The organism is Bradyrhizobium sp. GCM10028915 (assembly GCF_042666195.1).
Classification (GTDB): domain Bacteria; phylum Pseudomonadota; class Alphaproteobacteria; order Rhizobiales; family Xanthobacteraceae; genus Bradyrhizobium; species Bradyrhizobium canariense_D.
Genome location: NZ_JBHTFN010000008.1, coordinates 152,567 through 178,467, shown reverse-complemented (window position 1 = coordinate 178,467; position 25,901 = coordinate 152,567). Strand labels below are relative to the sequence as shown.

General features: G+C 64.0%; 24 protein-coding genes, 1 tRNA gene and 2 pseudogenes. 13 read left to right on the top strand and 14 right to left on the bottom strand.

All coding sequences use genetic code 11. From position 1 onward, the window contains the following. The first annotated feature begins 4 nt into the window (after positions 1 to 4). From ACFQX9_RS06760 to ACFQX9_RS06750, 3 genes are all read left to right on the top strand, one after another. A complete protein-coding gene (locus tag ACFQX9_RS06760; protein WP_085351311.1) occupies positions 5 to 820 on the top strand; it encodes an NUDIX hydrolase in 816 nt (271 codons plus the stop codon). Positions 821 to 900: 80 nt separating this feature from the next. Then, positions 901 to 1,827, top strand: coding sequence for a DMT family transporter (locus ACFQX9_RS06755; protein ID WP_085351312.1), 927 nt, complete (start codon positions 901 to 903; stop codon positions 1,825 to 1,827). Between the two features lie 124 nt (positions 1,828 to 1,951). Continuing rightward, positions 1,952 to 4,639, top strand: coding sequence for a PAS domain S-box protein (locus ACFQX9_RS06750; RefSeq protein WP_018455290.1), 2,688 nt, complete (start codon positions 1,952 to 1,954; stop codon positions 4,637 to 4,639). Between the two features lie 96 nt (positions 4,640 to 4,735). On the opposite strand, the gene ACFQX9_RS06745 is transcribed toward ACFQX9_RS06750, so the two are convergent. Further along, a complete protein-coding gene (locus ACFQX9_RS06745) occupies positions 4,736 to 5,086 on the bottom strand; it encodes a GrlR family regulatory protein (protein ID WP_018455289.1) in 351 nt (116 codons plus the stop codon). Between the two features lie 256 nt (positions 5,087 to 5,342). On the opposite strand from ACFQX9_RS06745, the pseudogene ACFQX9_RS06740 reads away from it, so the two are divergent. Next, positions 5,343 to 5,689 (top strand): annotated as a pseudogene (locus ACFQX9_RS06740) (hypothetical protein). 73 nt (positions 5,690 to 5,762) lie between these two features. On the opposite strand, the gene ACFQX9_RS06735 reads toward ACFQX9_RS06740, so the two are convergent. Continuing rightward, complete coding sequence (locus ACFQX9_RS06735) at positions 5,763 to 6,146, bottom strand: VOC family protein (protein ID WP_085351313.1); 384 nt, start codon at positions 6,144 to 6,146, stop codon at positions 5,763 to 5,765. 179 nt (positions 6,147 to 6,325) lie between these two features. Between ACFQX9_RS06735 and ACFQX9_RS06730 the strand changes: the two genes are divergently transcribed. The 3 genes from ACFQX9_RS06730 to ACFQX9_RS06720 all read left to right on the top strand — a co-directional run bounded on the left by ACFQX9_RS06730 (position 6,326) and on the right by ACFQX9_RS06720 (position 7,814). After that, positions 6,326 to 6,895, top strand: coding sequence for a hypothetical protein (locus tag ACFQX9_RS06730; protein WP_018455286.1), 570 nt, complete (start codon positions 6,326 to 6,328; stop codon positions 6,893 to 6,895). A gap of 159 nt (positions 6,896 to 7,054) precedes the next feature. Then, positions 7,055 to 7,585 (top strand): hypothetical protein, encoded by a 531-nt coding sequence (locus ACFQX9_RS06725; protein WP_377787326.1) that lies wholly within the window; start codon positions 7,055 to 7,057, stop codon positions 7,583 to 7,585. Between the two features lie 152 nt (positions 7,586 to 7,737). Continuing rightward, positions 7,738 to 7,814 (top strand) — tRNA-Arg (locus tag ACFQX9_RS06720). Positions 7,815 to 7,864: 50 nt separating this feature from the next. Here the strand turns inward: ACFQX9_RS06720 and ACFQX9_RS06715 are convergent. From ACFQX9_RS06715 to ACFQX9_RS06705, 3 genes are all read right to left on the bottom strand, one after another. Then, complete coding sequence (locus ACFQX9_RS06715; protein WP_018455284.1) at positions 7,865 to 8,017, bottom strand: hypothetical protein; 153 nt, start codon at positions 8,015 to 8,017, stop codon at positions 7,865 to 7,867. A gap of 156 nt (positions 8,018 to 8,173) precedes the next feature. After that, on the bottom strand, positions 8,174 to 9,139 hold the full coding sequence (locus ACFQX9_RS06710) for a helix-turn-helix domain-containing protein (RefSeq protein WP_377787322.1): 966 nt from the start codon (positions 9,137 to 9,139) through the stop codon (positions 8,174 to 8,176). 438 nt (positions 9,140 to 9,577) lie between these two features. Further along, on the bottom strand, positions 9,578 to 9,850 hold the full coding sequence (locus ACFQX9_RS06705) for a hypothetical protein (protein ID WP_085351316.1): 273 nt from the start codon (positions 9,848 to 9,850) through the stop codon (positions 9,578 to 9,580). A 312-nt stretch (positions 9,851 to 10,162) separates the two neighbouring features. Here ACFQX9_RS06705 and ACFQX9_RS06700 point away from each other — a divergent pair. Then, positions 10,163 to 10,604, top strand: a pseudogene (locus ACFQX9_RS06700) (host attachment protein); the annotation flags it as partial. A gap of 50 nt (positions 10,605 to 10,654) precedes the next feature. On the opposite strand, the gene ACFQX9_RS06695 reads toward ACFQX9_RS06700, so the two are convergent. After that, positions 10,655 to 10,921, bottom strand: a complete 267-nt coding sequence (locus ACFQX9_RS06695) for a hypothetical protein (protein ID WP_085351317.1) — start codon at positions 10,919 to 10,921, stop codon at positions 10,655 to 10,657. A gap of 289 nt (positions 10,922 to 11,210) precedes the next feature. Between ACFQX9_RS06695 and ACFQX9_RS06690 the strand changes: the two genes are divergently transcribed. The 3 genes from ACFQX9_RS06690 (at position 11,211) to ACFQX9_RS06680 (ending at position 13,471) form a co-directional block, all read left to right on the top strand. After that, positions 11,211 to 11,657 (top strand): hypothetical protein, encoded by a 447-nt coding sequence (locus tag ACFQX9_RS06690; protein WP_007603109.1) that lies wholly within the window; start codon positions 11,211 to 11,213, stop codon positions 11,655 to 11,657. Between the two features lie 102 nt (positions 11,658 to 11,759). Beyond that, entirely contained in the window at positions 11,760 to 12,632 is an 873-nt protein-coding gene (locus ACFQX9_RS06685) for a DMT family transporter (protein WP_247491384.1), read from the top strand. Positions 12,633 to 12,730: 98 nt separating this feature from the next. After that, positions 12,731 to 13,471, top strand: coding sequence for a hypothetical protein (locus tag ACFQX9_RS06680; RefSeq protein ID WP_377787316.1), 741 nt, complete (start codon positions 12,731 to 12,733; stop codon positions 13,469 to 13,471). A gap of 62 nt (positions 13,472 to 13,533) precedes the next feature. On the opposite strand, the gene ACFQX9_RS06675 is transcribed toward ACFQX9_RS06680, so the two are convergent. Together ACFQX9_RS06675 and ACFQX9_RS06670 are read right to left on the bottom strand one after the other, a co-directional pair. Further along, complete coding sequence (locus ACFQX9_RS06675; protein ID WP_018455277.1) at positions 13,534 to 13,848, bottom strand: hypothetical protein; 315 nt, start codon at positions 13,846 to 13,848, stop codon at positions 13,534 to 13,536. Between the two features lie 66 nt (positions 13,849 to 13,914). Then, the gene (locus ACFQX9_RS06670) at positions 13,915 to 15,318 is read right to left on the bottom strand and encodes a cryptochrome/photolyase family protein (RefSeq protein ID WP_377787591.1); all 1,404 of its coding nucleotides are present in this window, start codon (positions 15,316 to 15,318) and stop codon (positions 13,915 to 13,917) included. A 191-nt stretch (positions 15,319 to 15,509) separates the two neighbouring features. Here ACFQX9_RS06670 and ACFQX9_RS06665 point away from each other — a divergent pair, with 191 nt between their 5' ends. Continuing rightward, complete coding sequence (locus tag ACFQX9_RS06665; RefSeq protein WP_247336117.1) at positions 15,510 to 17,240, top strand: methyl-accepting chemotaxis protein; 1,731 nt, start codon at positions 15,510 to 15,512, stop codon at positions 17,238 to 17,240. Between the two features lie 56 nt (positions 17,241 to 17,296). Here ACFQX9_RS06665 and ACFQX9_RS06660 read toward each other — a convergent pair whose 3' ends face one another. Then, a complete protein-coding gene (locus ACFQX9_RS06660; protein ID WP_085360896.1) occupies positions 17,297 to 17,956 on the bottom strand; it encodes a peroxiredoxin in 660 nt (219 codons plus the stop codon). Between the two features lie 392 nt (positions 17,957 to 18,348). Here ACFQX9_RS06660 and ACFQX9_RS06655 point away from each other — a divergent pair, with 392 nt between their 5' ends. Beyond that, positions 18,349 to 18,921 (top strand): hypothetical protein, encoded by a 573-nt coding sequence (locus ACFQX9_RS06655; RefSeq protein ID WP_085384255.1) that lies wholly within the window; start codon positions 18,349 to 18,351, stop codon positions 18,919 to 18,921. A gap of 57 nt (positions 18,922 to 18,978) precedes the next feature. Here ACFQX9_RS06655 and ACFQX9_RS06650 read toward each other — a convergent pair whose 3' ends face one another. From ACFQX9_RS06650 to ACFQX9_RS06630, 5 genes are all read right to left on the bottom strand, one after another. After that, entirely contained in the window at positions 18,979 to 20,844 is a 1,866-nt protein-coding gene (locus ACFQX9_RS06650; RefSeq protein WP_085384260.1) for an alkaline phosphatase family protein, read from the bottom strand. Between the two features lie 910 nt (positions 20,845 to 21,754). Further along, positions 21,755 to 22,072, bottom strand: coding sequence for a response regulator transcription factor (locus ACFQX9_RS06645; RefSeq protein ID WP_204511440.1), 318 nt, complete (start codon positions 22,070 to 22,072; stop codon positions 21,755 to 21,757). Positions 22,073 to 22,120: 48 nt separating this feature from the next. Then, positions 22,121 to 23,344 (bottom strand): ABC transporter permease, encoded by a 1,224-nt coding sequence (locus tag ACFQX9_RS06640; protein WP_106944263.1) that lies wholly within the window; start codon positions 23,342 to 23,344, stop codon positions 22,121 to 22,123. After that, positions 23,341 to 24,066 carry an ABC transporter ATP-binding protein gene (locus tag ACFQX9_RS06635; protein WP_377787310.1) on the bottom strand — a complete coding sequence of 242 codons (726 nt, stop codon included), beginning with the start codon at positions 24,064 to 24,066 and terminating at the stop codon, positions 23,341 to 23,343. Before ACFQX9_RS06635 ends, ACFQX9_RS06640 begins: the two co-directional genes overlap by 4 nt. Further along, positions 24,063 to 25,490: an efflux RND transporter periplasmic adaptor subunit gene (locus tag ACFQX9_RS06630; RefSeq protein ID WP_085351325.1), complete on the bottom strand. Its 1,428-nt coding sequence runs from the start codon at positions 25,488 to 25,490 to the stop codon at positions 24,063 to 24,065. The genes ACFQX9_RS06635 and ACFQX9_RS06630 overlap by 4 nt, the downstream gene beginning before the upstream one ends. Positions 25,491 to 25,901 lie beyond the last annotated feature (411 nt).

The following is a 25,901-nucleotide window of genomic DNA, read 5'->3' as shown; positions in this document are numbered from 1 at the left end:
TCGAATGGCCGAGGCATCAGCATCACGCCCTGCGTCGACGATCCTCCTGCTGCGCGACGGCGTGACGGTCGACGGCAAGAGCCGCGACGAAATCGAAGTCTTCATGATGGTTCGCCATCATCAGATCGAGTTCAATTCGGGCGCGCTGGTGTTTCCTGGTGGCAGCGTCGATGCCGGCGATCAGGAGATCGTCAAGCGCTCCGACCTGTATTCGGGCGGCGAGGGGCTGAGTGAAGCGGACCGCGGATTTCGAATCGCCGCGATCCGCGAGACCTTTGAGGAAAGCGGCATCCTGCTGGCGCGGTCGAAGGATTCGGACACGCCTGTTGACGCCAGGCGCGCCGGCGAAATCGCCGATGCGCATCGCGTCGCGCTCAACGAGCACAAGATCAGCTTCCTGAGCATTCTGGCCGACAACGGCCTCCAGCTCGCGCTCGATACGCTGGTGCCTTACGCACACTGGATCACGCCCGAGGGGATGCCAAAACGTTTCGACACTTGGTTCTTCCTTGCGGCCGCGCCGCCCGACCAGCTCGGCGCGCATGACGGCCGGGAATCGACCGACTCGATCTGGGTCTCGCCACGCGAGGCGGTGGAGGGCGGCGAGAGCGGCCGCTTCAAGCTGCCGTTCCCGACCACGCGCAATCTGATCCGGCTCGCCAAGCAGGGCAGCGTGAGCGCCGCGCTCGAGCACGCCCGCGGCATGTCCGTCGTGACGGTGATGCCTGTCATGACCAAGACCGAAACCGGCCGTCAGCTCCGCATTCCCCGCGAGGCCGGCTATGACGGTGAGGTGTTCGAGGTCGGGGCCATCGGCTAGGACACTTCGATACAAAGCGAAGTATCGGCGAGGGCAGACGCGCTAGGTGCCGTCCCTGACAACGGGATCGAGCGCGCGACATGGACAACCGACAGGGCAATCGGCAGGACAACAACATCGCCGTCGAGCTGGCGCTGCTGCTGGCGCTCGCAACGCTCTGGGGCGGCTCCTACACCTTCATCAAGCTCGGCGTCGCCACCATTCCTCCGATCACGCTGATCGCGGCGCGCACCACGATTGCGGGCCTGCTGCTGCTCGCGATCATGTGGGCGCGGGGCATCAGGCTGCCGACGGATGCCGCGACCTGGCAACGCTTCGCCTTCCAGGCCGTGCTCAATAGCGTGATCCCCTGGACATTGATCGCCTGGGGCGAGCGCCACGTCGATGCCGCGCTTGCGACCATCCTCAACTCGGCCGGCCCGATCTTCACCTTCCTGCTCACGGCGGTCGTGACGCGTCACGAGGCGACGACACCGCGAAAGCTGGTCGGGGTGGTCGCCGGCATGGCCGGCATCCTGCTGATCGTCGGCGTCGATGCCTTCCATAATGTTGGAAGCGGCCTCGTCGCGGAGGCCGCGATCGTTGCCGCCACCATCTGCTACGCCTGCGCCGCGATCTTCGGTCGCGGCTTCAAGGGCCTCGATCCCATGGCGCCCGCGGCCGGCTCGTTGCTGGCGGGGGCGGCGGCGCTGCTCCCGGCCTCGCTCATCGTCGAGCAGCCCTGGACGCTGTCGCCCTCGCTGAGTTCCGTGCTGGCGCTGCTCGCGCTGGCGACCTTCTCGACGGCCGCGGCCTTCGTGATCTATTTCCGCCTGATCCAGACCCTGGGCTCGGTCGGCACCACCGCGCAGGCCTATCTCCGCGTGCCGATCGGGGTTGCCATCAGCGTCGCCTTCCTCGGCGAGAGCCTGAGCCGGACCGCCTGGATCGGCCTTGCCTGCGTCGTCCTCGGCGTCGCCGCCATGACCATCCCGGCGCGGCGGCCGGCCGACGTCAAAACGTCATAAAACCGGGGCCAAGGAGGCCGGCAGGGCTTCAACATTAAGGATATTCGGCGGCCAGACGCATGTTCCCCCGGGACTGCAATACGTCGTATATTGGAGCTCCAATGGCCCGGTCCACACATCACCAATGTCCGCCGAATTGACGCCGACCCCTGAGAAAAAGCGAACATTCTCGCTCTCCATCGGCCAGCTCACGTTCGGCAGCTTCCTTCTGGTGCTGGCGGTGATCATCGTCACCTCGACCGCGAGCGTGATTGCGATCCGGCACATCGACACGACCTTCGCCGAGCTGCAGCGGCTGCAGAGCGTCGGCGACCTCGCCGAGGACATCGACCGCCGCATGAACGAGCTGCGGCTCGCCGCGCGCGACTTCGTCACCGACCCTGGCGCCGGCATCCAGTTCAAGCAGGTGGGCGAGGCGGCATCGACGCTCAGTGACATCCTGAAGAAGACCCGCATCGAGCTCGTGCCCGAGCAGCAGGATATGATCGACGGCGTCAGCGAGCGGCTTGCGACCTACCGCAGCGGCCTGGAGCGGATCTCGACCTTGATCGACCGCCGCGCCCAGCTGCTTGCCGGGCTGCCGCCGCTCCGCGACCAGTTCGACGCAGCTGTCTCCGGCACTGCGGACCGAGAGCTGGCGTCCCGCCTGTCGGAAGCGCAGAGCCGGATCGCGCTTGGGTTGCTTGCGCGCAACCCGTCCGCGGCCGAGCAGGCGGCGCAGAGCATGCGGGCGATGGGCGTCACTGATCCCAAGCTCAGATCGGCGGTCAACGAGTACGCCGAGGCGATCATCGCGGTCGCGGTCCGTGAACGGCAGATCGCCGACATCGACCGCGAGGTGCTGGGAACCGAGGGTCGGCTGATTGGCCGCGTCACCGAATTGCTGCGCGAGGTCAGCGCCCGGCGCGGTCACGTGCTGTCGCGCGACTTTGCCCGCACGCTGACGGAGGCGCGCTGGCAGAGCATCGTGCTCGGTACCATCGGTGTGCTGATCGGCATTCTCGCGGCCGGCTTCGTGGTGCGGCGGACGGTCCGTCCGCTCGCCCAGATCGCGCGGTCGATCCGCGCGCTCGCAGCCGGCGAGAAGAACACCTCGATCCCGTCCGCCGACCTCGACAACGAGATCGGCGACATCGCGCGGGCGGCAGAAGTGTTCCGCCGTGCGCTGGAGGAAGCCGACACGGCACGCGAGGCGGCGGTGCGCGCACTGACCGAGCAACGCCTTGCCGAAGAGAGCTACCGGAAACTGTTCGAGGGCTCGGTCGACGGCATCTATGTCACGACGCCGGCCGGCGACCTCCTCAACGCCAATCCGGCGCTGGCGCGGATGATGGGCTATGACAGCCCCAAAGACCTCATCGACAGCATCAACGACATCGCCCACACCATCTACGTCAATCCCGAGGCTCGCGTCGAATATCAGCGGCTGATGGCACGCGACGGCATGGTGCGCGAGTTCGAATACCAGGTGCGCCAGCGCGGCGGCGACATCCTGTGGCTGTCCGACAGTGCCACCGGCGTCCGCGACGAGGCGGGCAACATCGTCCGCTATGAGGGCACGCTGCGCGACATTACCGACCAGAAGCGCGCGGAAGACGCCATTGCCGAAGGACGGCGCCTGCTCCAGCAGGTCATCGACACCGTGCCAGCGGTCATCAACGTCAAGGACCGCGACCTGCGCTACGTGCTGATGAACCGTTACATGGCCGGCATCTTCGGAATCGAGCCCGGCGATGCGCTCGGCCGCACCACGGCCGACCTGATGTCGCGCTACGGCGCGGCCAAGTCCGACGAGAGCGACAAGCGCGTGCTGACGCTGCGAAAGGGCCTCGGCTTCTACGAAGAGGAGTACATTGATTCTTCCGGCCACATGCGGCAATGGCTCGTCAACAAGCTGCCGTTGCTCGATGCCGAAGGCGAGATCGAGCGGATCGTCACCGTGGCGCTCGACATCGGCGAGCGCAAGCGCGGCGAGCAGGAGATGCGGAAAGCCAAGGAATCCGCCGAGACCGCGCTGCGCAATCTGCGCGAGACCCAGGCCTCGCTGATCGAGGCGGAGAAGCTGGCGGCGCTCGGGCGCCTCGTCGCCGGCGTCGCGCACGAGGTCAACAATCCCGTCGGCATCAGCCTCACGGTCGCCTCCGCGCTGGAGCGCAAGACCGCGATGTTCACCGCCGAAGTCGAACGCGGCGAGCTCCGCCGCTCCACGCTCAACGACTTTCTCCATACCAGCCGCGACGCGTCCTCGCAGCTCGTCGCCAATCTCAATCGCGCCGCGGAGCTGATCCAGTCGTTCAAGCAGGTCGCCGCCGACCGCAACTATTCGGACCAGCGCAGCTTCGATCTCGGTGACCTCACCGAGCAGGTGGTGATGAGTCTGCGGCCCGGCCTTCGCAAGCACAATCTGACGCTCAACGTCGAGTGCCAGCCTGATCTGACCATGAACAGCTATCCCGGACCCTACGGCCAGGTGCTGACCAATCTGTTTCTCAACGCGGTGGCGCACGCCTTCCCGGACGGCCGGCCGGGGACCATCGACATCCAGGTGCGCGAGTCCGGCAAGGACAATGTCGAGATCATCTTCTCCGACAATGGCTGCGGCATGTCGCTCGACGTCCGCCGCCGTGCCTTCGATCCGTTCTTCACGACGCGGCGCGATCAGGGCGGCACCGGCCTCGGGCTGCACATCGTCTACAGCATCGTCACGAACAGGCTCGGCGGACGGCTCGATCTGGATTCCGAACCGGGCAGCGGCACACGTATCCAGATCATCCTGCCGCGCGTGGCGCCGCTCGAGCAGGCCGCCGAATAGCTAGCGGTTTTCGAGCGAAGTGGATGCCGTTCGCGTGATGAAAACGCGTCGAATCAACAATTGAGAGCTTTGGTTGATTCAATCAGAACCGAAGTCCTAGTCGACCTCCGCAAGCTTGTGCAGCGTCGCGCCGAAAATCTGGCTGGCCTTGCCGACCAGCGCGGTGCCCGTCATGTCCCCGCGCGTCTCCGTGAACGTGCCGCTGACACCGATGCCGACCGCGGCAGGCCCGCCGAACAGCGGATTGTCGTCGCCCCGCGGCGAGGTGTGACGCTGGACCAGCACCTCACCCTTGAAGGTGTTGTCCTTCACCGTGTAGCTGCCGGTGTAATAGAGGTACGCATCGCCGCCAAGAATCTTGCCGTCGCGAAAAAGAATCACGCCGCTACCCTTGCCGACCCGACCATCGAGCAGGTTCACGTGAATCGAATAGAGGCCGTTCTTCATAACGTCCCGAGGCCGGCCGCCATCGCCCAATGGCGTAGCCGGTAGGCATTTATGCCAAAGGGCATGCGGCCACGCAACGCGGCAGTTTGGCCGCCGACCTTGCGAGCTTGCCCGTGAGCCGTAATTGTCCCGGCTTGTCTATGACACTGCCATGACGGTCTGATCATGAAGCGAGGCCAGTCGTTGCGAATCAAGTTGGCCCGCGAAATGCATAACCATTGTTGCACTGGCCGCGGGGTGCTGGAGCAAGACAAACGTGAGCAACTGGATCGATTCCAGCGGCGAGAAGCCGCGTCTGTACAGTGTGCGTCCCACGATTTGCGAAACACGACAACGGCGGATCGGCGGCGCGGCATGCTGGCGAACCGTGGCGAGCCTAGCATGCGTCCTGGCCCTGATCGCACTCGCGGCCCCCTTCGGCCACGCGCGCGACCGCGGCCAGTTCGTCAACGCCAATGCCGAATTGAAGGCCTGGTTCGACGGACTGCGAAGCGGCAAGGGGCCTTGTTGCTCCGATGCCGACGGCTCGGCGCTCTCGGACACCGACTGGGACGCACCATGGTCTGGCCGATCTACGGCTACATGGGCGTCGCCGTCCGCTGATTCATGCCCGGTAGCATGACTTAGGCGCACCGGGCGGCACGACGACCGGTGAGCCGATGCGGCGCGCGCCTTATCAGGTGTATTTCTTGTCGCGCTCGAGCAGCTCGATGGAGATGCCTTCGGGTCCGCGGATGAAGCAGATGCGCACGCCGGGGCGGATCGTGGTCGGTTCGCGTGTGAATGTGACGCCCTTGGCCTTGATCTCGGCGGCGACGGCGTCGATGTCTTTCACCGTGAGACCGAAATGGTCGAGGCCCTGATGCGGGTGCGGCGGCGGCGGGTTGACCACGTTGTCGCCCTCGAGTGGAGCAATGAAGATCCTTGCGCCTCCGAGATTCACGTCGATCCGTCCGGGCGCTTGCACGATCTCGCCACCGAGGATGTCCCGCAACCAGGCCGCCGTGGCCTCCGGATCGGGGCTGCGCAGATGGACGTGATCCCAAGTGACGACTGGCATTTCGTGTTCTCCCGACGGATCTTGATGTTGCAGCGCATGTTAGCGGGCTCGGCCCGTGACCGCCACCGCTCTTGCCGACTCGGCAGCTGCGCGGGAACCTTAGTTCGCCTTCCGGATTAAGTAAGCAGTGGCCGAATCCGTTGTCGAAACGTGCTTCCGCTGCGATCGGTGAGGCAACCATGAGCGCTGGGTTTGACCGCATCGGGTTAGGGCGTTTCGCCGGGACCGGCGAACGACTGGCGCGGGCGGTGACGATCGCGAGCGTTTCATTTGGGCGAGGCCTGCTGTGGCTGTTGGCGGCCATCATCGTCGGTTGCGGCATCTGGATGCTGCTCCCCGTCTCCAGAGGCAACAGTGCCGAACCGGTGAGGTCTGACGTGGCAGCCGTCGAGACGGCGCCTTCGCGCGATGCGGTCGCCGTGTCGCCGGCCTCCGAAGCTCAGATTCCGACAATGGCAGAACTCGGCCGGATCAGGATTTCATCTCAGACCTGGCGCCGCGGCGGCCTTGGATCGAAGGCGCTGGTGACGCTCACGCTGCGCAACGACAACGACTATGCCGTAAAGGATGTCGAGATCGTCTGCGCTTTTGCGCGGCGTGATGGCAGTCATCTCACCGACCGCACCCGCGTTCTGGCGGATCCGGTCAGCATGAAGAGCCGCAAGACTTTTGCGCGCATTCCTGTCGGCTTCGTCAACGTGAATGCCGATCAGGCGAAGTGTTCGCTTGTGGCAGCACGCCGGACCTAAGGCCGGCAGTGCCGGGTAGCGGAAAAGTTACTGTCCTGGGGGTTGGCCGAAAAACTTGGCGTCGCCATTTGAACCGAACGGCTGGGCCAGGAACTAATTAAATGATCGCCTGTTAAGGCGGAGAGCCCACGCGGGGATGCGGCGGGCGGAGCGTGGCCAATGCCCATCTTTCGGTATTTCTTCTTCGTCGGTGGAGCCTTGCTCGCACTGCTGTTCGCGGCGAACTACGTTCTGCCGACTTCGCCTGTGACGCAGGCTATCGCAACCGCAAGCAACGAACAGCCGTTGATTCGGATCCGGTCCGATCGCCACCTGCCGGAGCGTGTCGTACTCGACACCAGTCAGCCGACGCTTGCCGCCCCTGCGGCGAAGATCGCCGCCGTCGCGGCTCCCCAGCCGCCCGTGGAGAGCATGTCACCCGCTTTGGCCGAGGTATCAGCCAAGGCGCGGGTCCGCGAGACGTTCGCCCAATTCACGCCGGCCGCGAAGGCCGATACCGCTGCGGTCAAGAAGACCGAGGCCAAGACGCAAATTCAGCCGCAAGTTCAGGCGCAGGCCCAGCCTCCTCAGACCCCGGCGCAGCAGCCCAAGCGCAAGGTCGCCAGAACGCATCCGGTGCCGCAGCAAGGGCGGCCGATGATGGTGATGGCGCAGCAGCCGCATTTCGGCTTCTTCAACAGCACCTGGTGAGGGCGGGTCTGACCCGTCCCGAATCGAGGCCGGAAGGGCTTTTTATTGGCCGGCCTCTCTGCTAATTCGAACCCATCCGAACGTCGCCCGGCCTGCTGGCTCGCCAGCAGCTATCTGGGGCGTCTCGGTTACGGTCCAAGATCTGGGCCAGGGCGCTCGTAGCTCAGCTGGATAGAGCATCGGATTTCGATTCCGAGGGTCGGGAGTTCGAATCTCTCCGAGCGCGCCACTTGCAGGGCCAGAGTTTTCTCGGATCTGGCGCGAGGCCGTGAGCCGCCTCTATTTGCCTTGGATCTTCAGCCCGTTGGGACCGACATTGATTTGCAGGCCATCGGGCTGCTTCTTCGTCTGGTAGAGATTGTAGCCGAGCACGGCCGCCGTGACGACCAGAGCACCGATGATCAGAAACAATACGTTGCGGCTGATAGACATTTTTTTCCTGAACCACTTGGTTGACGGCGAGAAAAAACCCGCGTGTGGGGCGCGGGGTGCTTCAGTGCGCCGCCGGCGCACTGCTTGGATAATGCGGTTCGAAGGAACTGGTTCCCTTGAGGCGTGCGCCGCGTCGGAAGGCCGGAGCCTATCTGGTCAGCGTGCCGTCGGACCGGCTTGCCGGCCCCGTGCCAGCGTGTCGGACGGCGCTTCGTGGAAGGTCGCGCGGTAAGCTGCGGCAAACTCCCCCAAATGGTGAAAGCCTTGGGCGCGCGCGCATGTGGCGACGTTGGCACCCCCGCCTTTGAGAAGGCGAGACCGCGTCGCCCACAATTTTTTCAGGCGAATGTATTGATGCAGGCTCATGCCACGCACCTTGCTGACGGCGCCGCCGAGCGTCCGGATCGAGACGCCAAACTCGCCGGCGAGATCGGCGGTATAGATCGGAGCAGTCGGATGTGCTGCGACGTAATCGTCGATCCGCTGCACGAGTTTGATCGACCGCTCGCCCTGGACGGAGGCACTCCGGTCCGAGAGCGAATCAATGCGAAACAGATCGTCGAGCGCGAGCAGCAGGCCTTCCTGGAGATGGGCGGCGACCTCGGTCGTTTCGAACAGGGCCGGCTGCACCGACGCGGTTCGCAGAATGTCGAGCAGGAGCTGCCGAATGTGGAGCAAAGCGGGGCGGTTCGCGACATAGGCCCGCAAGTCGTCCGCCTGATCGAACCAGCCCCGGTCGCTCATGCCGGGTGAGAAGATGATCATCGCATGATGATTGGTCCGGCGCTCGACGAAATGGCATTCATCGCTGCCGCGGAGCGCGATGAAGAAACGCGCGTCCAGATCCATGCCCTTGGAATTGACCTGAAGGTCGTCCGTCATGGGCAGGATCACCATCCCCCCGGGCATACGATAGGCGCCGTCGAGGATGCGCGCGAACGAGCGCATCATGACGATGCGGCAGCCGGGCAGAGAGACGACAGCGCGGGCCGCCGCGAAATTCCGGACGTCGAGCGGAATGCTTCTCGCATCCTCCATCGACTCGATCGGCCGAAACGCATCAACGTCGGCAAAGCCGATCAATTGAAGCGCCGAGGATGGGGCGAGGGCGTCGAACAACATGCGTGTGGCCGGCTGCTGCAATATGACAATCAAATGAACGTCGGAACATCGCCATCAATGGCGAAACATCGCGCTTCAGTAAACCGGATTCCGGGCCGTAGTATTGCGGACATCATGGCATGAAGCTTGGCGGATCGGTGTCGTCGTCAACGATCTCGAGTCATCGGCTGGCCGGAGGCAAGGTCGATGAAATGCAGCCGCGTGCAGGCGGGACAGGCGAAGGAGGCGAAGCTCTGTGCCTCCTGTCTCAGTTGCTTCTCCAGATGTGTCTGCACATTCATGCCCGTCTGGGGACATCGAAAAACGATCAAATCGACCATCGTCGGAGAATGACGGCGTGGCGGATTGCGTCTTTGATCTAGATCAGTTTTGGAATGACTCCAGACCAACATCCTTGATCTCGCAAAAGCGAAGGGGCCCCGAAGGGCCCCTTTAGAATCACCAGCGGCGATAGCGTGGTCCGTAATAGCGAGGGCCACCGTAAAAGCGCGGTGCATATCGGGGACCGTAATAGGGCCGCGGGGCGTAGTATCCATAGTAGTTCGGGCGCCAGAAGCAGCGTCCCCAGGCGTCACAGACCATGCGGACCTGCTCGACGTCGGAGACCTGCGGCATCGCAGGAGCAGGCGCGATGGGCATGGCAGACGCCGCCGATGATGCGACCAACGCACCCAACAGGGACGCGGCGACGAGGCCAATTCTAAGCTTCATGATGTCTTTCTCCGCTTACGCAATACAGGGATATCGAAGTTTGTTCTGATCAAATTGTGGCGGGACCGAAATGTAATGCTGATGAACAGGTCTTCAGCCCAGCCCGCCGCAGGCCTGACCTTTAGCTCCGCCAGACTATCCCAGGTTCGCGCTCTTGACCAATGCAACGCTTGCGTTGCGCTCCGCAGGACATCGCCGCCATCCTTGATCCCGCGCAATTCGTCGGTGCAGCTTCGTCCCTAAGCTTGGCGTCGTGGCCAGCTTTCGAGCATTTCGATGAGCTGGCTAGCGAGGTGGCTTTGGAGCTGTGCAATGGACCAAATGAGAATCGACAAGGGTGACTGGCTGGTCGTGTGCGACGGGCGCAAGGCGCTTATTCTGGAAAACCTCGGCGACGAGATGTTTCCGAACCTCCACACCAGGGAGGTGCACGAACAGCCCAATCCCTCGACCGGTGCGCAAGGGACCGACGCGCCGGGCAGGCTCCACGGCGCGGCCGGTAGCACGCGCAGCTCGGTGGAGCAGACTGATTGGCACGACGAGGCCGAGCGCGCCTTCCTGCGCGGCCTGGCCGGACGGCTCGATGCCGCCGTCAGCTCAGGCGAGAACCTCGGCCTTGACCATGGTGGCCTCGCCGCGTGCGCTTGGGATGATTCGCGCCGATTGTTCGGATGTGGTGCGCAAGGCACTCCAGGGCGAGGTCGGCAAGGACCTCGTCAAACTGCCGGTCTACGAGATCGAGAAGCAATTACTGCTGTCCGCGCCGCCAAATAGCGGCCCCCGCAGAGGACCCGCCTGCACCCCTCAGAAGCAGGGGTGCCGACGGCGGTCCTGGCCGACATAGGCGGCTGCGCTCTGGTAGCAATGGTTGGTCGACGAGCCGTCGTAAAAGGCGAACGTCCCGGGCGTGATGCCGGGCCCGTAATTGTGCAGATAGCTGATCGGGTAGGGCAGCGGGTTCGTGTAGTGGCGATGGTACCGGTGGTATCCCCGCGCCTCTGCGAGGCCAGGGGCAAGGATTGCGGCCGACAGGACAGCAACCGCGGCTACAAGCTTCTTCAACTTGCTCATCTCGAATCTCCGGAACCCGCACGAATAGGTCAGCCGTTTATAGCCAGTTCGGGCGGCCGGAACACCCGTCTGCAGCCCGGAAATCGACGCCAATCCCGCAGATTCCGGGGTGGGTGTGACAGAATTGCCGGTTCTGTGGTCCGGACTTGCCCATTTTTGGCCTTTTCGAGATGCTTAACGAATTCCCCACACAAGTATGACCAAAGAGAATTAGCTCAAGACTCCTGTTGCCGGCTTCTCGGGGTTCATAGACCGGTCCATTCCTGAAGGCTTTCGCCGTCACCTCGCCATGCGCATCACGCTTCTGAGCCTGCTGTTGCTCTCGGTCGTCGCCGCCACGCCGGCGCGGGCCGAGCTGCATATTACCCGCGACCACGGCGGCTATGTCGAGGAGTACAAGGCCAAGTACAAGCGCGTCCGCGAGAAGGGCGAACGCGTCATCATCGACGGCATCTGCAACTCGGCCTGCACCCTGGTGCTCGGCATCGTGCCGATGAACAAGATCTGCGTGACGCCGCGCGCCAGCCTCGGCTTCCACCAGGCTTACTACGACAAGGCCTTCACTTTCGGCATCAAGGTCACCAGCGCGGAGGGGACGTCCGACCTGATGGCCTACTACCCCGACACGGTGAAGGACTGGATTCGCCGCAATGGCGGACTCACCACCGACATGAAAAAGATCAAGAACGGCGTCGAGCTCTGGAAGATCATCGATCCCTGTCCGGACGAATGGTGAGCCGCTGAGCCGTCCGGTCCGTCGCAGCGCAGCATCGTCCGGACGAATTTGGCCGAAATTCGCATTGCCGCATTGGCCCCCTGTGAGGCAATGAGGGCGGCAATGAACCACAATCAAGAAGCCCTGGCCGCCCGCGCCGCGCCGGTCCTGTTCGTCCTGCTTTGGAGCACGGGCTTCATCGGCACCAAATACGTCGTCAACAATGCCGATCCTTTGACCTACCTCGCCATCCGCATGGCGTTCGTGGTCGGTCTGATGGCGATCATCGTCGCGATCGCGCGACCGAAATGGCCGGACCGGATCGGCATCGCGCACAGCGCCGTCGCCGGCATTCTCGTCCATGGCTTCTATCTCGGCGGCACCGCAATCGCGATCGCGCACTCGATTCCGGCCGGGCTCTCCGCGCTCATTCCGGGCCTTCAGCCGATCCTGACCTCGACCATCGCCAACCGCTGGCTCGGGGAGAAGGTGACGCCGGTGCAATGGGCGGGGCTCGTCCTTGGCCTCGGTGGCGTCGTGCTGATCCTGCACGGCCGCCCCATGACCGGCGAAGCCGGGCTCGGCTGGCTCGCCTCCGTCGTCTCGCTGATCAGCATCACGCTCGGCACGCTCTATCAGCGCCGCTACTGCAATCACATCGACTGGCGCGCCGGCAATCTCGTGCAGTACGTGTCCGTCACGATCTTCTTCGCGATTGGTGCGTTCCTGTTCGAGGACCGCGTGGTGCACTGGACGCGCGAGTTCATGTTCGCGCTGGCTTGGCTCGCCGTGGCGCTTTCGATCGGTTCGATCGGACTGCTGTACTGGCTGATCCGCCACGCCGCCGCCACGTCGGTTGCAAGCCTGTTCTATCTGGTGCCCGCCGTGACGGCGCTGATGGCTTATCTGCTGTTCGGAGAAAAGCTCGATGCGCTGGCGATCGCGGGCATGGTGATGTGCGCGGCCGCGGTGTTCGTGGTCAACCGACGCTTCTAGGGCCGGCGGGCCAAGCCGCTCGAATACATCCCTGACGTGCGCGGCGCGTTCGTGCTAGGGTCGGCGCATTTCAGTGCCCCTTTCACAGGTGATTTTCCATGAAGAAGGCGAGACGCGCATTGCTTGGCAGGTCCCTGAAGCCAGTCCGGATTGCCTGCATTAATTATGCAGAGGAGATGATGAGCGAGCAGATGATGGCGCGGCTCACGGCCGCGCTGCAGAAATGCTATGACGAGCACTTCCTGCCGGTCTGGGGCTACCCCGTCGATCTCGACGTTACCCGCAAGCCGAAGCCCACTGACTGGCAGTTGGTCTATTTCGACGATGCGACCCACAAGAATTTCCTCGGGCGGCATGAATTGACGCATCGGGGACAGCCGATCTCGAAGATCTTCCTCAAGGCGCTGTCCAAGGACGATCCGGTCAGTCTGGCAGCCTCGCATGAGCTGTTCGAGATGGTGCTCGACCCTATGGCCAATCTGTGGGCCGACAAGACCCGGCACACCCAATACGCCTACGAGGTCTGCGACGCAGTGGAAGAGGACGCCTTCGTCGTCAACGATCTCCCGATGTCGAACTTCATTTATCCGTCCTGGTTCGAACCCTTCAAGCATCCCCGCGGCACGAAGTTCGACCACATGGGATTGCTCAAGGAGCCGTTCTCGATGACCGAGGGCGGCTACGTCATCAAAAAGGTGAACGGCAGGAGATTGATCAAGCAGTTCGGCTCGCCCGAGAAGCGCCGGCGCTTCAACGCCGAGGACCGGCGCGGCCATCGCAGCGAATTTCGCGATCCGCAAGGCGAGCATCACCCGGGCCGGCGCGCAGCCAAGCGGTGAGGGTAGGGTATCGCTGGAGCCGTCTCCGGGCGCGTCCGCCCCCGGAGACTTGAGCGTTGCGATCAGCGCTTGGCCTTCGTGGCCTTCTTTTTCGACTTGGCAGCTTTCTTGGTGGCCTTCTTTGCTGTTTTCTTGGCCGCCTTCTTCGACGACTTCTTTGCAGCTTTCTTCGAAGTCTTCTTGGTGGCCTTCGAAGTTTTCTTCGGAGCCTTCTTGGCTTTCTTCTTGGACGCCTTCTTCGGCGCTACCTTCTTCGCAGCCTTCTTGGCGGCTTTCCTGACCTGCTTCACCGCAGTGACAGCGGCGTCCTTGGTCGCTTCCACGGCGGTGGTGATCGTGTCCATCGCCTGTTCGGTGATCGGCTTGTCGTCGTCCATATCGTCCCCCACGGTTTGCATGGAGCGGTGACGATAGCGCGTTTCATAATTGTGTCAAAGCAACGCTCAACCTTTGCGGATCTTTGCGTAGGCGGTGAGCGCGCGCTCTCGTCCCTTGGCATGATCGACGATCGGATGCGGATAGCTCTTGCCGAGCGTGACGCCGGCGCTCGCAAGCTCGATCGGTGTCGCCTGCCAGGGCTGATGGATCAGCTCGGGTGGCACATCCTTCAACTCGGGCACCCAGCGTCGCACATAGGCTCCATCCGGGTCGAACCTCTCGCCCTGGAGCACCGGATTGAACACGCGGAAATAAGGCGCCGCGTCGGCGCCGCAGCCGGCGACCCACTGCCAGTTGGCGGGATTGCTGCCGGCATCCGCATCGACCAGCGTGTCCCAGAACCAGGTTTCGCCGTCGCGCCAGTCGATCAGGAGGTGCTTGACCAGGAACGAGGCGACGACCATTCGCACCCGGTTGTGCATCACGCCAGTGTGCCAGAGCTCGCGCAGGCCGGCGTCGACGATGGGATAGCCGGTGCGGCCGCGCTGCCAGGCGGAGAGCGCCTTGGCATCGGGCTTCCATGAGAAGCCGTCGAAATTCGCTTGCAGGTTTTCGGTTGCAAGATTGGGGTGGTCGTGCAGCAGGTGCCGGCAGAACTCACGCCAGCCGAGCTCGCTCAGGAACTTGTCGACGCCGGGTCCGATCGCGGGATTTTCCGCCGCGGCGAACCGCGCGGCGTGCCAGACCTGGCGCGGGCTGAGCTCGCCGAACCTCAAATGCGGTGACAGGCGTGAGGTGCCCTCTCGGTCCGGGCGGTCGCGATCGCCGACATAGCCTTGTGCGGTGTGCTTGAGGAAGTCGCGCAGGCGAGCGCGGGCGGAAGCTTCGCCCGGGGTCCATGTCTCGCGCAGGCCGCCGGCCCAATCTGGCTTGCCAGGCTCGAGCTTCCAGGTCTCCAGCGTGTCACTGGCGACCGTCGGCGCAGGACGCAGGTCCTTCGGCGCCGGCAGGGGCTTTGGCGGATCGCCGAGCGCCAGCACGCGCCGCCAGAATGGCGTGAACACGCGCAAGCCGCGGCCTTCCTTGTTGCGGATTGCCGCGGGCGGAACGAGCAGGTCGCCGGGGAAACATTGCGAGTCCACGCCGATCTTTGCCAGCGCGGATTCGAGCTGCCGCTCAATCGCCTGATGCGGCGCCTGTGCGATCCCGTTCCAGTGGACCGTGCGGGCTCCGCTCTCACGCGCCACCTCCGCGATCACCCTGGCTGCCGGCCCCTTGCGCAGGATCAGCGATCCGCCGCGCGTGGCAATGTCCGCGCCGAGCGCCCGCAGCGACTGCGCCAGCCACCAGCGCGCCGCGGCGCCCGGCGCTCGCCCGGCCGAATCGTCCAGCACATAGAGGCAGATCACCGGCGCGCCGGTCTTCGCAGCCGCCTTGGCGGCAGCGTGGAGGGCGGGGTGGTCGGACAGGCGGAGGTCGTCGCGAAGCCAGACGATGATAGGCGGAGCGCTTGGCGTAGTGCTTAGCGTAGTTCTGGGCGTGGTCAGGGTGGCCTCGTTAACGATTTGGAAAGCATGTCGCGTGCTGCGATGGAACCGTCATTAATGCGACCGTAAGCCGATTGCACGAGTATGCAGGAATTACGGAGGTGATTTCATTCATGTACGGACGAGCAACGGCGAAGTTTCTGCCGCAATTCAAACTTGGCACCAAGGCGCTCCTGTGCGCGGTGTTGCTGATCGCCATGAATACGGCGCTCGTGGTTGGCGCCGGCTATTGGTCGCTCAGCTCCGCTTTCAACGATCGTGCGCTCCGCGACATCGAGGTTAGCCTGCGGACGCTGGCCCTGGCCTTTGCCGAAATCGTTCCCGATGCGAAGATCACGATGCGGGATGGCGCGGTGGCGCGCGCCGAGATTCCCAAGATGCCGGACTTCAGGGATCACGCCATCGTCGATCGCGCGGTGTCCTATGTCGGCGGCAACGCGACCCTGTTCGTGTTCGACGATGCGAGCGGGCAGTTCGTGCGGCGGTCGACCAACGTGAAGAAGGAAAATGGCGACCGCGCCGTCGGGACCCAGCTTGCCGCCGATCATCCGGCGCAGGCGCTGCTGCGTCGTGGGGAGGCCTACAAGGGCCCGGCCACCCTGTTCGGCAAGTCCTTCATGACCGCCTATTTCCCGATCGCCGACGCCAGCGGCAAGGTCGCCGGCATCCTCTATGTCGGCATCCCGATGGCCCAATTCGAGAGCATGCTGGCCCACACCATCGAAAGCATGGCGATCGCCGCCGGGCTCGCGGCGCTGCTGGTGCTGGTTCTGACCTTGCTGGTCGTCCGCCGCGTCACCAAGCCGCTCACCTCAGTGACGCGCTCGCTGACCGCGCTCGCCGAAGGCCAGAGCGACGTCGAGATCGATTGCGAGAATCGCGCCGACGAGATCGGCGAGATCGCCCGCACGGTCGGGGTGTTCAGGAGCAATTCGCAGGAGCGGGCGCGGATGCGCAGCGAGCAGGCGGCCGCTTCGGCTGCGGCCGCCGAGCAGCGCAAATCCGAGCTGCGCAATTTCGTCGAGGAGTTCCGGGGCGGTGTCGGCGGCATTCTCGACAAGGTGCTGACATCGTCAGGCGAATTCGAGCGGACGGCGCGGCAGCTCACCGACACTGCGCGCTCCACCGCCGATCTGTCGGCGCGGTCGGCCGGAGCTTCCGAAAGCGCCTCCGAGCACGTGCGTTCGGCGGCGTCCGCCTCGGACGAGCTGTCTCAATCGATCTCCGAAATCACCCGGCGGGTGCAGGAATCGAACGTCATTTCCGCTGAGGCCGTGCGGCAGGCCGAGGCGACCGATCAGCGCATCGCGCAGCTCTCCGAGGCGGGCGCGCGCATCGGCGATGTCGTCAAGCTGATCACCTCGATCGCCGAGCAGACCAACCTGCTGGCGCTGAACGCGACCATCGAAGCCGCGCGCGCGGGCGATGCCGGCCGCGGTTTTGCGGTGGTGGCCCAGGAGGTCAAGACGCTCGCCGGCCAGACTGCCAAGGCAACCGACGAGATCTCGAACCAGATCGCCAGCATGCAGCTTGCGACCGAGGAATCGGTTGTCGCCATCAAGGCGATCAGCCAGACCATCGAGCGCATCAGCGGCATCGCGGGCTCGATCTCGGCGGCGGTCGAGCAGCAGAAGAGCGCGACCCAAAACATCGTCGCCAGCGTTCGCGCGGCGGTATCGGGCACGGCCGATGTCGCCGTCAACGTCCGTCAGGCCGCCGAGGGTGCGAACGAGACCGGTGAGACGTCCAGCCGGATGTTTGCTTCCGCTCAGGCGTTGTCGGGCGAGAGCCTGCATCTGAAGGCCGAGGTCGAGGGCTTCCTCGAACGCGTGCGCGCGGCGTAAGAGCTAACATCGTCGTCCCGGGCGGCGCTGACGCATCGCCCGGAATGACAGTTCCGTTATTTCGGCTGCGGCACGATCCGGATGTAGGGCTTCGGCTCCTTCCAGCCTTGCGGGTAGATCGTCTTGGCCTCGTCGTTGGAGACCGAGCCCGCGATGATGACGTCCTCACCCTGCGACCAGTCGGCCGGGGTCGCGACGCGGTGCTTGGCGGTGAGCTGGAGCGAGTCGATCACGCGCAAAATCTCCTGGAAGTTCCGGCCCGTCGTCATCGGATAGACCAGCACCAGCTTGATCTTCTTGTCCGGCCCGATGATGAAGACGTTGCGGACCGTCTGATTGTCAGCGGCGGTGCGGGAGAGGGGATCGCCCGAGATCGCGGCCGGCAGCATGCCGTACAGCTTGGAGACGTTGTAATCGGTGTCGCCGATCATCGGATAGTTCGGGGCCGCGCCTTGCGTCTCCTTGATGTCCTCCGACCATTTGGAATGGCGGTCGACCGGATCAACCGAGAGGCCCATCAGCTTGACGCCGCGCTTGTCGAATTCCGGCTTCAGCTTGGCCAGCGCGCCGAGCTCGGTCGTGCAAACCGGTGTGAAGTCCTTCGGGTGCGAGAACAGCAGCGCCCAGCTATTGCCGATCCAGTCGTGGAACTTGATCTTCCCTTCGGTGGTCTCGGCTTCGAAGTCGGGGGCGGTGGTGCCAATCGGAAGTGTCATGGTTCTACCTCATGTTATTGAATTTACTTGCGAATTCATCTTTGACCGTCGCGGGCATTATAGGGTCTCCGCGATCCCAAGTGAACGCTAACTGAACCGCTTCAAGTAAAATGTGAATTCCTTCTTTGAAGGCCTGATTTCCTAGCACCTTTTTGTTACAGCCGCGCCCGCGGCGAAACATCTCCACCGGGGCTATACGGGCGTGATTGCCCCGAGAAAGCCTTTTATGACTTCCATCACGCTCGCCCGGCGCTTGCCAGAACCAAAATGGTCCTGACAGCGACCAATTGGCAACTATCTCAAAGAGTCGCGATCCCGGTACCGAATCATTAACCACCCCTTTACGCCGGCATGAAATTGCTGGCCGATCAGAAGAAATCTGGAAGTGAACTATGTCTGCCGCTGCGCATAAGTCTGCTGAGTCACCGTCCCTCGAACCATCCTGCCGCGATACCTCGGCCCATGCACTGACCATCGTGCGCGACGGCGTGATCACGGGCGAAGGCCCGACCACCAAGGGAAGGGTGCACTTCTCCCGCTCGCTCGATGCCGATGACACCGCCTGGTGCGCCCGCATCCTCACCGCCACGGCCGTCAACGACCAGCCGGTCAGCCGCACTGAGGCCGAAGTGCTGTTCGAGATCAACGAAGCCGCCACCGAGCGCACCGATGGCGGCCGGTTCGACGACCTGCTCGCCAAGGCGGTAGCTCATTATGCGGCGAGCGCCTCCGGCCTGAAGGTGCCGCCGCGCAGCGTGGCGCTGTCGGCCGAGTCCGACATCGAGAGCTGGGCGCCGTCCTATGCCTCCAAGGTCAACAGCGAAATGCTGGAGTGGATCGCCGGCCAGATGCGCGGCAAGCGCCAGAACAACCGTCGCCTGATGGCGATGGTGGCGACCTTCCTGGGCGCCACCGCGCTGCCTCTGGCGGGCCAATTGCCGAACGTGTTCGACATCGGCATGTAAGATTTTGGGCATGTAAAATTCTGCGCCTTTCACGAAGGACGCATTTGAACGGCGGGGTTATTTCCCCGCCGTTTTTTGTTTGCCGGCGTCCGGCTCCAGCCCGAGCGTGCGGCCGGGGAAGCCGGCCGTGTCGAAATAGCGCTGGCTGCCGACGCGCTGGAAGTTCAGCACGGTCTGCAGGCCGTTCTCGGACTTCTTCGACTTCTCGACCCCCTTGTAGGCCTTCGGCACGATGCCGTTGAACAACGCCTCCGACATCACGCGGCCGACGAGACCGCCGTTCTGAGAAGCGCGCAGACCGAGGAGCTGAGCGGCCGTCATGCCGACGTCGGCATTGCTGACCGGGATCTCGCTGACATACCCGGCTTTGAAGTCCGGACCGATCGCGGCCATGAAGTTCATGGTGTCGCCGCGGCTGAAGCTGCCATGCATGCCCTGGCCCTGGCGCAGCACGGTGTCGGCGACCTGCACCGAGCAGTTGGTCGGCGCCTCGCCGCAATCGCTGGCATAGGAGCGGAAGTTGACCACGATCGCCGGCGTCGGCGTCGCCGCCTTGCCGCGCAGGTTGATGCTCGACAGCGGCAGCGTGCCGGGGAAGCGGCCGAGCGAGTCATCGACGAACAGGCCGGAGACGTAATCCTGCTCAAGCAGCAGCTTGACGGTCTTGGCCGCCAGCTTCTTGTCTTTGGTCGGCAAATAGATCAGGTCAGAGCCGCCATTGGTGGCGACGACGAGATCGGGCTTTTCCGGATCCTTGCCGAGCACGCCGTTGCCGGCCTTGGGGTGCTTGTTGCCCTCGACCTTGGCGTTCTTGTCGTTGGGATCGAACAGCGGCAGGTCGAGCGCCTTCGCCAGATCGAGCGCCAGAAAACCCATCGGCAAAAAGTCCTTCGGCGTGTCGTCATAACTGACCTTGGCCGAGGGGCTGGTCTTGCTTTCCTTGGAGATGGTCGAGAAGCCGTGGTCGGCCTGGACCATGATGTTGGTGGTGGCGGCAAGGCCGAGCTCGTCCAGCGCCTTGCGGAGCTGGGCGAGGTTGTTGTCGGCATTCTTGATGCCGGCCATCGAGGTCGGCCCGTTGATGCCGGGCATGATCTGGTTGAGGCTGTCGCCGGTGTTGTGCTGACTGCCATCGGGGTCGCGCGACCAGAACACCAGCACGAACGGCTTGTTGCGCGCCTTGAACATCGGCAGCACGACCTTGGCCGCGACGTCGGCGAAATAGGCCTGCTGCGCGACGTTGGCCGCCGTGGTGCCGGGCGTCTTGGCATCGCCCGCCTTGGAGTTGTCGCCGCGCGGCGGCGTGGCGAGGGGCAGGCCGGCCTTGGTGAGAGCGGCCTTGACCTCGTCCGACAGCGCCACGCCGTTCTTGCCGCCGGTCGCATCGTCGAACACGACCGAATGCAGGCCGGCCTTTTCGGGCTTGTCGGTGTGGTCGAACTGATAGGTCGGACCATGCTTGCCGAGCGCGGCGGTGCTGTAGCCCTTGTCGCGGGCCAATTTCAGGATCGTGTCCTCGTTGAGGTAGTCGCCCTTGAAATGCTCGTCGATGTCGCCAAGCACGGCGTCGTTCTCGATGAAGGGGACCACGGTGTCGCCGGCGGGTACCGAGGTGTAGTTGGTCCAGATCGTATTGGAGAACACGCCGGTATCGCCGAGATAATGGCCGGTCGACATCGCCGAGCCGTTGGCCATGGTGAAGGTCGGGAACAGCGAATGCGAATTCTTGAAGTTGACGCCCTTGTCGCGGATTTCGGCCATTGCGGGGGCGGTCTCAGGCGTGACCTTCAGCGCCCGCAGACCGTCCGGAATGAACAGGATCAGGTTACGGGGCGTGTTGTTCTCTGCGGAGGCAGGTCCGGTCGAAAATCCTGCGGACAACACTGTCAGTCCGGCTGACAGCAACACCAGCGAACGGCGCATCAAAATCTCTCCCTGCGAGGCGGCTTGGCCGCCAACCGCGGCCCCCGGCTTCATTTAGTTTCGCTGCATGACGGTTTTGTTACAAGAGCGGAGCGCCATGTAAAGAAGGACAGGGGCCCCGCTCTGCGCGGCGTCCGGCGCACGAGATCGCGGTGTCGGCACGCGCTGCTTCAGCATCGTTATTGCGAGCGCAGCGAAGCAATCCAGAATCTTTCCCCGGCGGCAGACTGGATTGCTTCGCTGCGCTCGCAATGACGGAGTCTGTGGGTGGAAGCGTCGCACTTTCATCGCATTCCGGATCGCAGACGCACCTTCGCATCCTCGCGGCTTGTTCGCCCGAGCTTTGCCTCGATGCCTTACCCTCAAATGAAAGAGGGCGCAGGGAAGACCGGGTGCCGGCTGGCACCCGCGGTCCACTGTGCGAGATTGTCGTAAGAACAATGCACAGCGGCATACAGGTGAAGCCCAACATCCGGCCTTCCCTGCGCAGTGGCTTTACGGCTTATGTCGTGCTCTCCCCGGGGAGCGATGCACTATTGCCCCCGTCGCCTTGCGGATGGCTGATGCGTGTGCCCGGTTGGGCAACCCACATCACCGCAACGCTTGACGCACAGACCCCGGGCGTCAGGACCACACGATTTTGCCGTACGCCGATCGCACCGGTCGTGTGCGCGACGCCTTCGCTCACGGTTAGCCGCCCTGCGAAGCCATTCGCGCCGATGTGACTAACGTCCACCGCCGTCCGGCCCGCGTTCGTGACGATCGCGATACGCCCCTCTTCCTTGGGCCGGGTTGAGAAATTCCTAACAAAAATCCGAATTCTAATAAAGAGAAATATTTTGTCGCCGTTGCGTTGACCCCGGACTTGGGTGTTTCGCCAGAAATGACGCAAGCGATTGTGGCCGAGCGGTCAATCCGGTGCCGTCGGCACCGGCGTATTCTGAGCGACCGCCTTGGCCGGCGCGGCCGTCGTGGAATTGCGGCCGCCATTGGCCAGGTTGCGGCGAAGCGATGGCGGCGCCGCCTGCAGGGCAAAGATGATCGCGATCTGGGTCCGGTTCTGAAGGCGGTATTTGCGCATGATGTTGCCGATATGCGCCCGCACCGTGTTCTCCGAGATCTTGAGCTCGTACGCGATGTTCTTGTTCTGCATTCCGCGGGCGATCAGCGTCATCAGGTCCCGCTCGCGTGGCGTTGGTGTGATCGAATATTTCGGATCCGGACTCATAACTGCTCCTCCGTGGCCATTGGTCGATGCGAACACTCCAGCATATTCTCACTCCGTCTTGAGTGCCTCGATCGGGCTGAGCTTGGATGCCTTGTGGGCGGGATAAAAGCCGAAGATCAGGCCGGTCGCGATCGAGAAGGCGAGGGCAAGGCCGATCGCCTGACCGTCGATCGAGGTGATCCATCCTGCCATGCGAGCGACCGTCATCGAGAGCGTGACGCCGGCACCGACGCCGATCGCGCCGCCGAGCAGGCAGAGCACGAGGGCCTCGCAGAGAAACTGAAGACGGATGTCCCGCATCCGCCCGCCAAGCGCGCGGCGGATTCCGATCTCGCGCGTGCGCTCGGTGACCGAAACGATCATGACGTTCATGATGCTGATGCCGCCAACGAGCAGCGAGACCGAGGCGATGGCGACGAGCAGGAGCGCGACGGTGCGGATCGCTCCCTGCTGCGCTTCCATGGCGGCGGCCGGATCCTGGACCTTGAAGTCGTCCTCCTGGCCAGCGGGAATACGGTGGCGCTGCCGCAGCAGGTTTTCGATCTCCGTTCGCGCCCCCGCCATCTGTCCGTCCGCGGCCACCTTGGCGATGATATAGGCGACCGAATCCCGGTTGATGTTGCTTGCGCTGCCGAGGAAGCGCAGCTTGGCCGTGGTGAGCGGCACGAAGGCGACGTCGTCCTGCGCCGGTCCCTTGCGATCGAGAACGCCGACCACTTCGAGCGGCACCTTCATGATCCTGATCTGTGCGCCGATCGGGTCTTCGCCGGGCGCGAACAGCTCATGCGCCACCGTGCTGCCGAGGATCACGACCTTGCCGGCGCCTGCCTCCTCGCTGCCGGAAAAATAGCGGCCGGTCGCAAGCTGCCAGTCGCGCACCATGAAGTGCCCGGTCGTCGTCCCGTTGATGGTCGTGTTCCAGTTCTTGCTCTCGTGAATGACCTGGGCCGTTCCTGCAATCGAACCGGCCGCTGCCTGGATCTCGGGGATCTGCTCGAGGATCGCCTGCACGTCGCTCTCGGTCATGGTCAGCTTGCTGCCATCCTTGAGACGCACGCCGCCCTGGTAGACCGCGCCGGGGTTGATCATCAGCACGTTGGCGCCGATTGACCGGATCTGCTCCTGTAGGCGAAGCTGCGCGCCGGATCCGATCGCAAACACCGTCACGATCGAGGCGACGCCGATCACGATGCCGAGCATGGTGAGGATGCTGCGCAACGGATTGAGGCGCAAGGCGTGCAAAGCGATCTGAAAGCCCTGGAGCATGGTCATGGCGCAGCGTTCCGTTTCGGCAGGATCGGGACCCGCGTTTCGTCCGCGACGAGCTCGCCGTCGTGCAGGCGGATCGTGCGCCGGCACTGGGTCGCGATGCCGGGGTCATGCGTGATCATCACGATGGTCTGGCCGGTCCGGTTCAGCGCGGCGAACAGGGCCAGTATCTCGGCGCCGGTACGGCTATCGAGCGCGCCAGTCGGCTCGTCGGCGAGCACGATCAGCGGGGAGGCGATCAGGGCGCGCGCGATCGCGACGCGCTGCTGCTCACCGCCCGAAAGCTGTCGCGGGAAGTGGTGGGCCCGGTGCACCATGCCGACGGCCTCCAGGCTCTGCTCGGCGCGGGCCAGACGCTCCTTGCCGCTGATGCCGCAATAGACCAGCGGCAGCGCGACGTTCTCAATCGCATTGTGGCGAGCGAGCAGATTGTAGGACTGGAACACGAAGCCGATGCTGCGGGCGCGCAGGGACGACCGGTGGTTTTCCGAGAGATCGGCGACGTCGGCTCCCTCGAGATAGAGCGCGCCCTCGCTCGGCAGGTCGAGCAGCCCGATCATGTTCATCAGCGTCGATTTTCCGGAGCCCGAGGGTCCCATCACGGCGACGATCTCGCCTCGTTCGATGTCGAAGCTGACATTGCGCACCGCAGTCACCGCTACTCCGTCGGCGCGATAGGTCCTGGAGACCGACTGCAGGCTGATGAGGGGCGGGAGGGCCGTCATGATCCGAACCTTATGCCGAGAAATTCCATGCCGGCCGGCCGGATGGCCTGACCCACGGCGACCTGGCTGCCCTCGACGAGGTCTCCGCTCCTGAGTGCGACCTGTTCGGTGCCGGCCGCGCCGACGGTCACCGGAATACGCCGGAGTGAGCCGCTGGCGGTGCGCGCCCACACGGCGCTGCGCGCCGCGGCGTCCGGCCGCGTGCCCGAGGGCTGGAAGCGCAATGCAGCAAGCGGCACTTTCAGCACGTCGTCCTGCCGCTCGATCACGATCTTTACCAGGGCGGTCATGCCGGGCAGCAACGCGCCGTCGAGATTGGAGGTGGCCAGGACGACGGTGTAGGTCACGACGTGCTGCTGGTTCTGCGGTGCCTTGCGCACCTGCCGCACCACCGCCTCGAAGCGACGGTCCGGGTAGGCATCCACCGTGAAATGCGCGCGCTGGTCGGGGGCGATGCGTCCGATATCGGCTTCGTCGACCTGCGCGTGGATTTCCATGTCCTCCAGTCGATGCGCGACCACGAACGTGGTGCGCGATTCCAGTCCGACCGCGAGCGTCTGGCCCTCGTTGACGAACCTGCCGACGACGACGCCATCGATCGGCGAGCGGATCACGGTGCGGTCGAGATCGGCCTGGGCCGCAGCGAGAACGGCCGCCTTTTCCGGCACGGCCATGCGTGCCTGCTGCAATTCCGCCTCGATCCGGCGGACGTCGGCCTGCGCCCCATCCACTGCATAGGAGTTGAGGGACATCAGAACCTCGGCCTCGCGTTCCTGGGCCAGACGCGCGGTGAACTCCGTCTGCGCGTCGTCGACCGTCGTCGTGGCCACCACGTTTTGCGACTGGAGTGCCTGCTTCCGCTGCAAGGTCTTTTGCGCCGAGCTCTTGACTGCCTGGGCACTCTCGAGCTTGGCGGCGAGCACGTCCCGGCTACCCCTTGCGTTTTGCAGATCGATCCTGGTGCGATCGAGCTTGGCCCGTGCGACGTCGACCAGAGAATTGGCAACGGCCAGAGAGGCCCGGGCTTCGTCGACCTTGGCCGCAAAGCTGCGCGGATCGATCAGGGCGAGCGGCTGATCCTTGCTGACCGTGTCGTTGAAATCGACATAGACCCGGGCGAGCTGCCCGGACAGCTGGGAACCCACCTCGATCGTCTTGACCGGCTGCAGGGCTCCGGTGACGGTGATGGTCTGCTCGATGCTGCCGCGCTGGATTGAGGCAAAGCGGAATACGGGGGCGTCCGATCCGAAGCTCCGTGCTTCCAGCCCCACGGGTCTGAGCAGCCGTTGGCTCGATGCGTAGGCAAGGGCCGCCTTCTGCGCCGCGGCCCCGGCCGCGTCGGTGATGACGGCCGGCCCCGCGGCGTAGACCGCGGCGAGGCCACATGCAGTTCCGAGCAAGGCAATAACTGGCACAAATCGCATATCAAAAACCCGCCTCTTGAAATGGCATCGTTGGCGGCAAAGGCAGAGATCGCGCTATGGTTGTAAACCCGCTATGGTTGTAAATCTTGAAAAACGCGGGCGATCGTCAGTGTGTCGCCGCTGCCGGGGCGACGGTCGGGTGCGCTTGATGATCCAGAAGTAAAGTCCGCGGGTGCTATTTTTCACGACTTGCCCGAAATGCATACGGAGCGTATCGATATGACGCGCGCGGTATCGAACTCGACAAGCTGACTGAACGTCTCGTCTGCTCTGGCCGAAGCGGCCAGCGCCCGGCGTTCAAGTCGGCACGTGGGTGGCGACGCCATGACGCACTCGGCGATACCGAAGTTCCCACGCCAGATCGTCGCGTTTCCGGTCATCGCATTCCCAATCGCAGCATTGCCGATATCG

What these genes read in the sequence shown, in the direction of transcription:
- ACFQX9_RS06760 (WP_085351311.1), top strand. Translation starts at nt 5, where the DNA reads ATGGCCGAGGCATCAGCATCACGCCCTGCGTCGACGATCCTCCTGCTG.
- ACFQX9_RS06755 (WP_085351312.1), top strand. Translation starts at nt 901, where the DNA reads ATGGACAACCGACAGGGCAATCGGCAGGACAACAACATCGCCGTCGAG.
- ACFQX9_RS06750 (WP_018455290.1), top strand. Translation starts at nt 1,952, where the DNA reads ATGTCCGCCGAATTGACGCCGACCCCTGAGAAAAAGCGAACATTCTCG.
- ACFQX9_RS06745 (WP_018455289.1), bottom strand. Translation starts at nt 5,086, where the DNA reads ATGAAGAACGGCCTCTATTCGATTCACGTGAACCTGCTCGATGGTCGG.
- ACFQX9_RS06735 (WP_085351313.1), bottom strand. Translation starts at nt 6,146, where the DNA reads ATGCCAGTCGTCACTTGGGATCACGTCCATCTGCGCAGCCCCGATCCG.
- ACFQX9_RS06730 (WP_018455286.1), top strand. Translation starts at nt 6,326, where the DNA reads ATGAGCGCTGGGTTTGACCGCATCGGGTTAGGGCGTTTCGCCGGGACC.
- ACFQX9_RS06725 (WP_377787326.1), top strand. Translation starts at nt 7,055, where the DNA reads ATGCCCATCTTTCGGTATTTCTTCTTCGTCGGTGGAGCCTTGCTCGCA.
- ACFQX9_RS06715 (WP_018455284.1), bottom strand. Translation starts at nt 8,017, where the DNA reads ATGTCTATCAGCCGCAACGTATTGTTTCTGATCATCGGTGCTCTGGTC.
- ACFQX9_RS06710 (WP_377787322.1), bottom strand. Translation starts at nt 9,139, where the DNA reads ATGTTGTTCGACGCCCTCGCCCCATCCTCGGCGCTTCAATTGATCGGC.
- ACFQX9_RS06705 (WP_085351316.1), bottom strand. Translation starts at nt 9,850, where the DNA reads ATGAAGCTTAGAATTGGCCTCGTCGCCGCGTCCCTGTTGGGTGCGTTG.
- ACFQX9_RS06695 (WP_085351317.1), bottom strand. Translation starts at nt 10,921, where the DNA reads ATGAGCAAGTTGAAGAAGCTTGTAGCCGCGGTTGCTGTCCTGTCGGCC.
- ACFQX9_RS06690 (WP_007603109.1), top strand. Translation starts at nt 11,211, where the DNA reads ATGCGCATCACGCTTCTGAGCCTGCTGTTGCTCTCGGTCGTCGCCGCC.
- ACFQX9_RS06685 (WP_247491384.1), top strand. Translation starts at nt 11,760, where the DNA reads ATGAACCACAATCAAGAAGCCCTGGCCGCCCGCGCCGCGCCGGTCCTG.
- ACFQX9_RS06680 (WP_377787316.1), top strand. Translation starts at nt 12,731, where the DNA reads ATGAAGAAGGCGAGACGCGCATTGCTTGGCAGGTCCCTGAAGCCAGTC.
- ACFQX9_RS06675 (WP_018455277.1), bottom strand. Translation starts at nt 13,848, where the DNA reads ATGGACGACGACAAGCCGATCACCGAACAGGCGATGGACACGATCACC.
- ACFQX9_RS06665 (WP_247336117.1), top strand. Translation starts at nt 15,510, where the DNA reads ATGTACGGACGAGCAACGGCGAAGTTTCTGCCGCAATTCAAACTTGGC.
- ACFQX9_RS06660 (WP_085360896.1), bottom strand. Translation starts at nt 17,956, where the DNA reads ATGACACTTCCGATTGGCACCACCGCCCCCGACTTCGAAGCCGAGACC.
- ACFQX9_RS06655 (WP_085384255.1), top strand. Translation starts at nt 18,349, where the DNA reads ATGTCTGCCGCTGCGCATAAGTCTGCTGAGTCACCGTCCCTCGAACCA.
- ACFQX9_RS06650 (WP_085384260.1), bottom strand. Translation starts at nt 20,844, where the DNA reads ATGCGCCGTTCGCTGGTGTTGCTGTCAGCCGGACTGACAGTGTTGTCC.
- ACFQX9_RS06645 (WP_204511440.1), bottom strand. Translation starts at nt 22,072, where the DNA reads ATGAGTCCGGATCCGAAATATTCGATCACACCAACGCCACGCGAGCGG.
- ACFQX9_RS06640 (WP_106944263.1), bottom strand. Translation starts at nt 23,344, where the DNA reads ATGACCATGCTCCAGGGCTTTCAGATCGCTTTGCACGCCTTGCGCCTC.
- ACFQX9_RS06635 (WP_377787310.1), bottom strand. Translation starts at nt 24,066, where the DNA reads ATGACGGCCCTCCCGCCCCTCATCAGCCTGCAGTCGGTCTCCAGGACC.
- ACFQX9_RS06630 (WP_085351325.1), bottom strand. Translation starts at nt 25,490, where the DNA reads ATGCGATTTGTGCCAGTTATTGCCTTGCTCGGAACTGCATGTGGCCTC.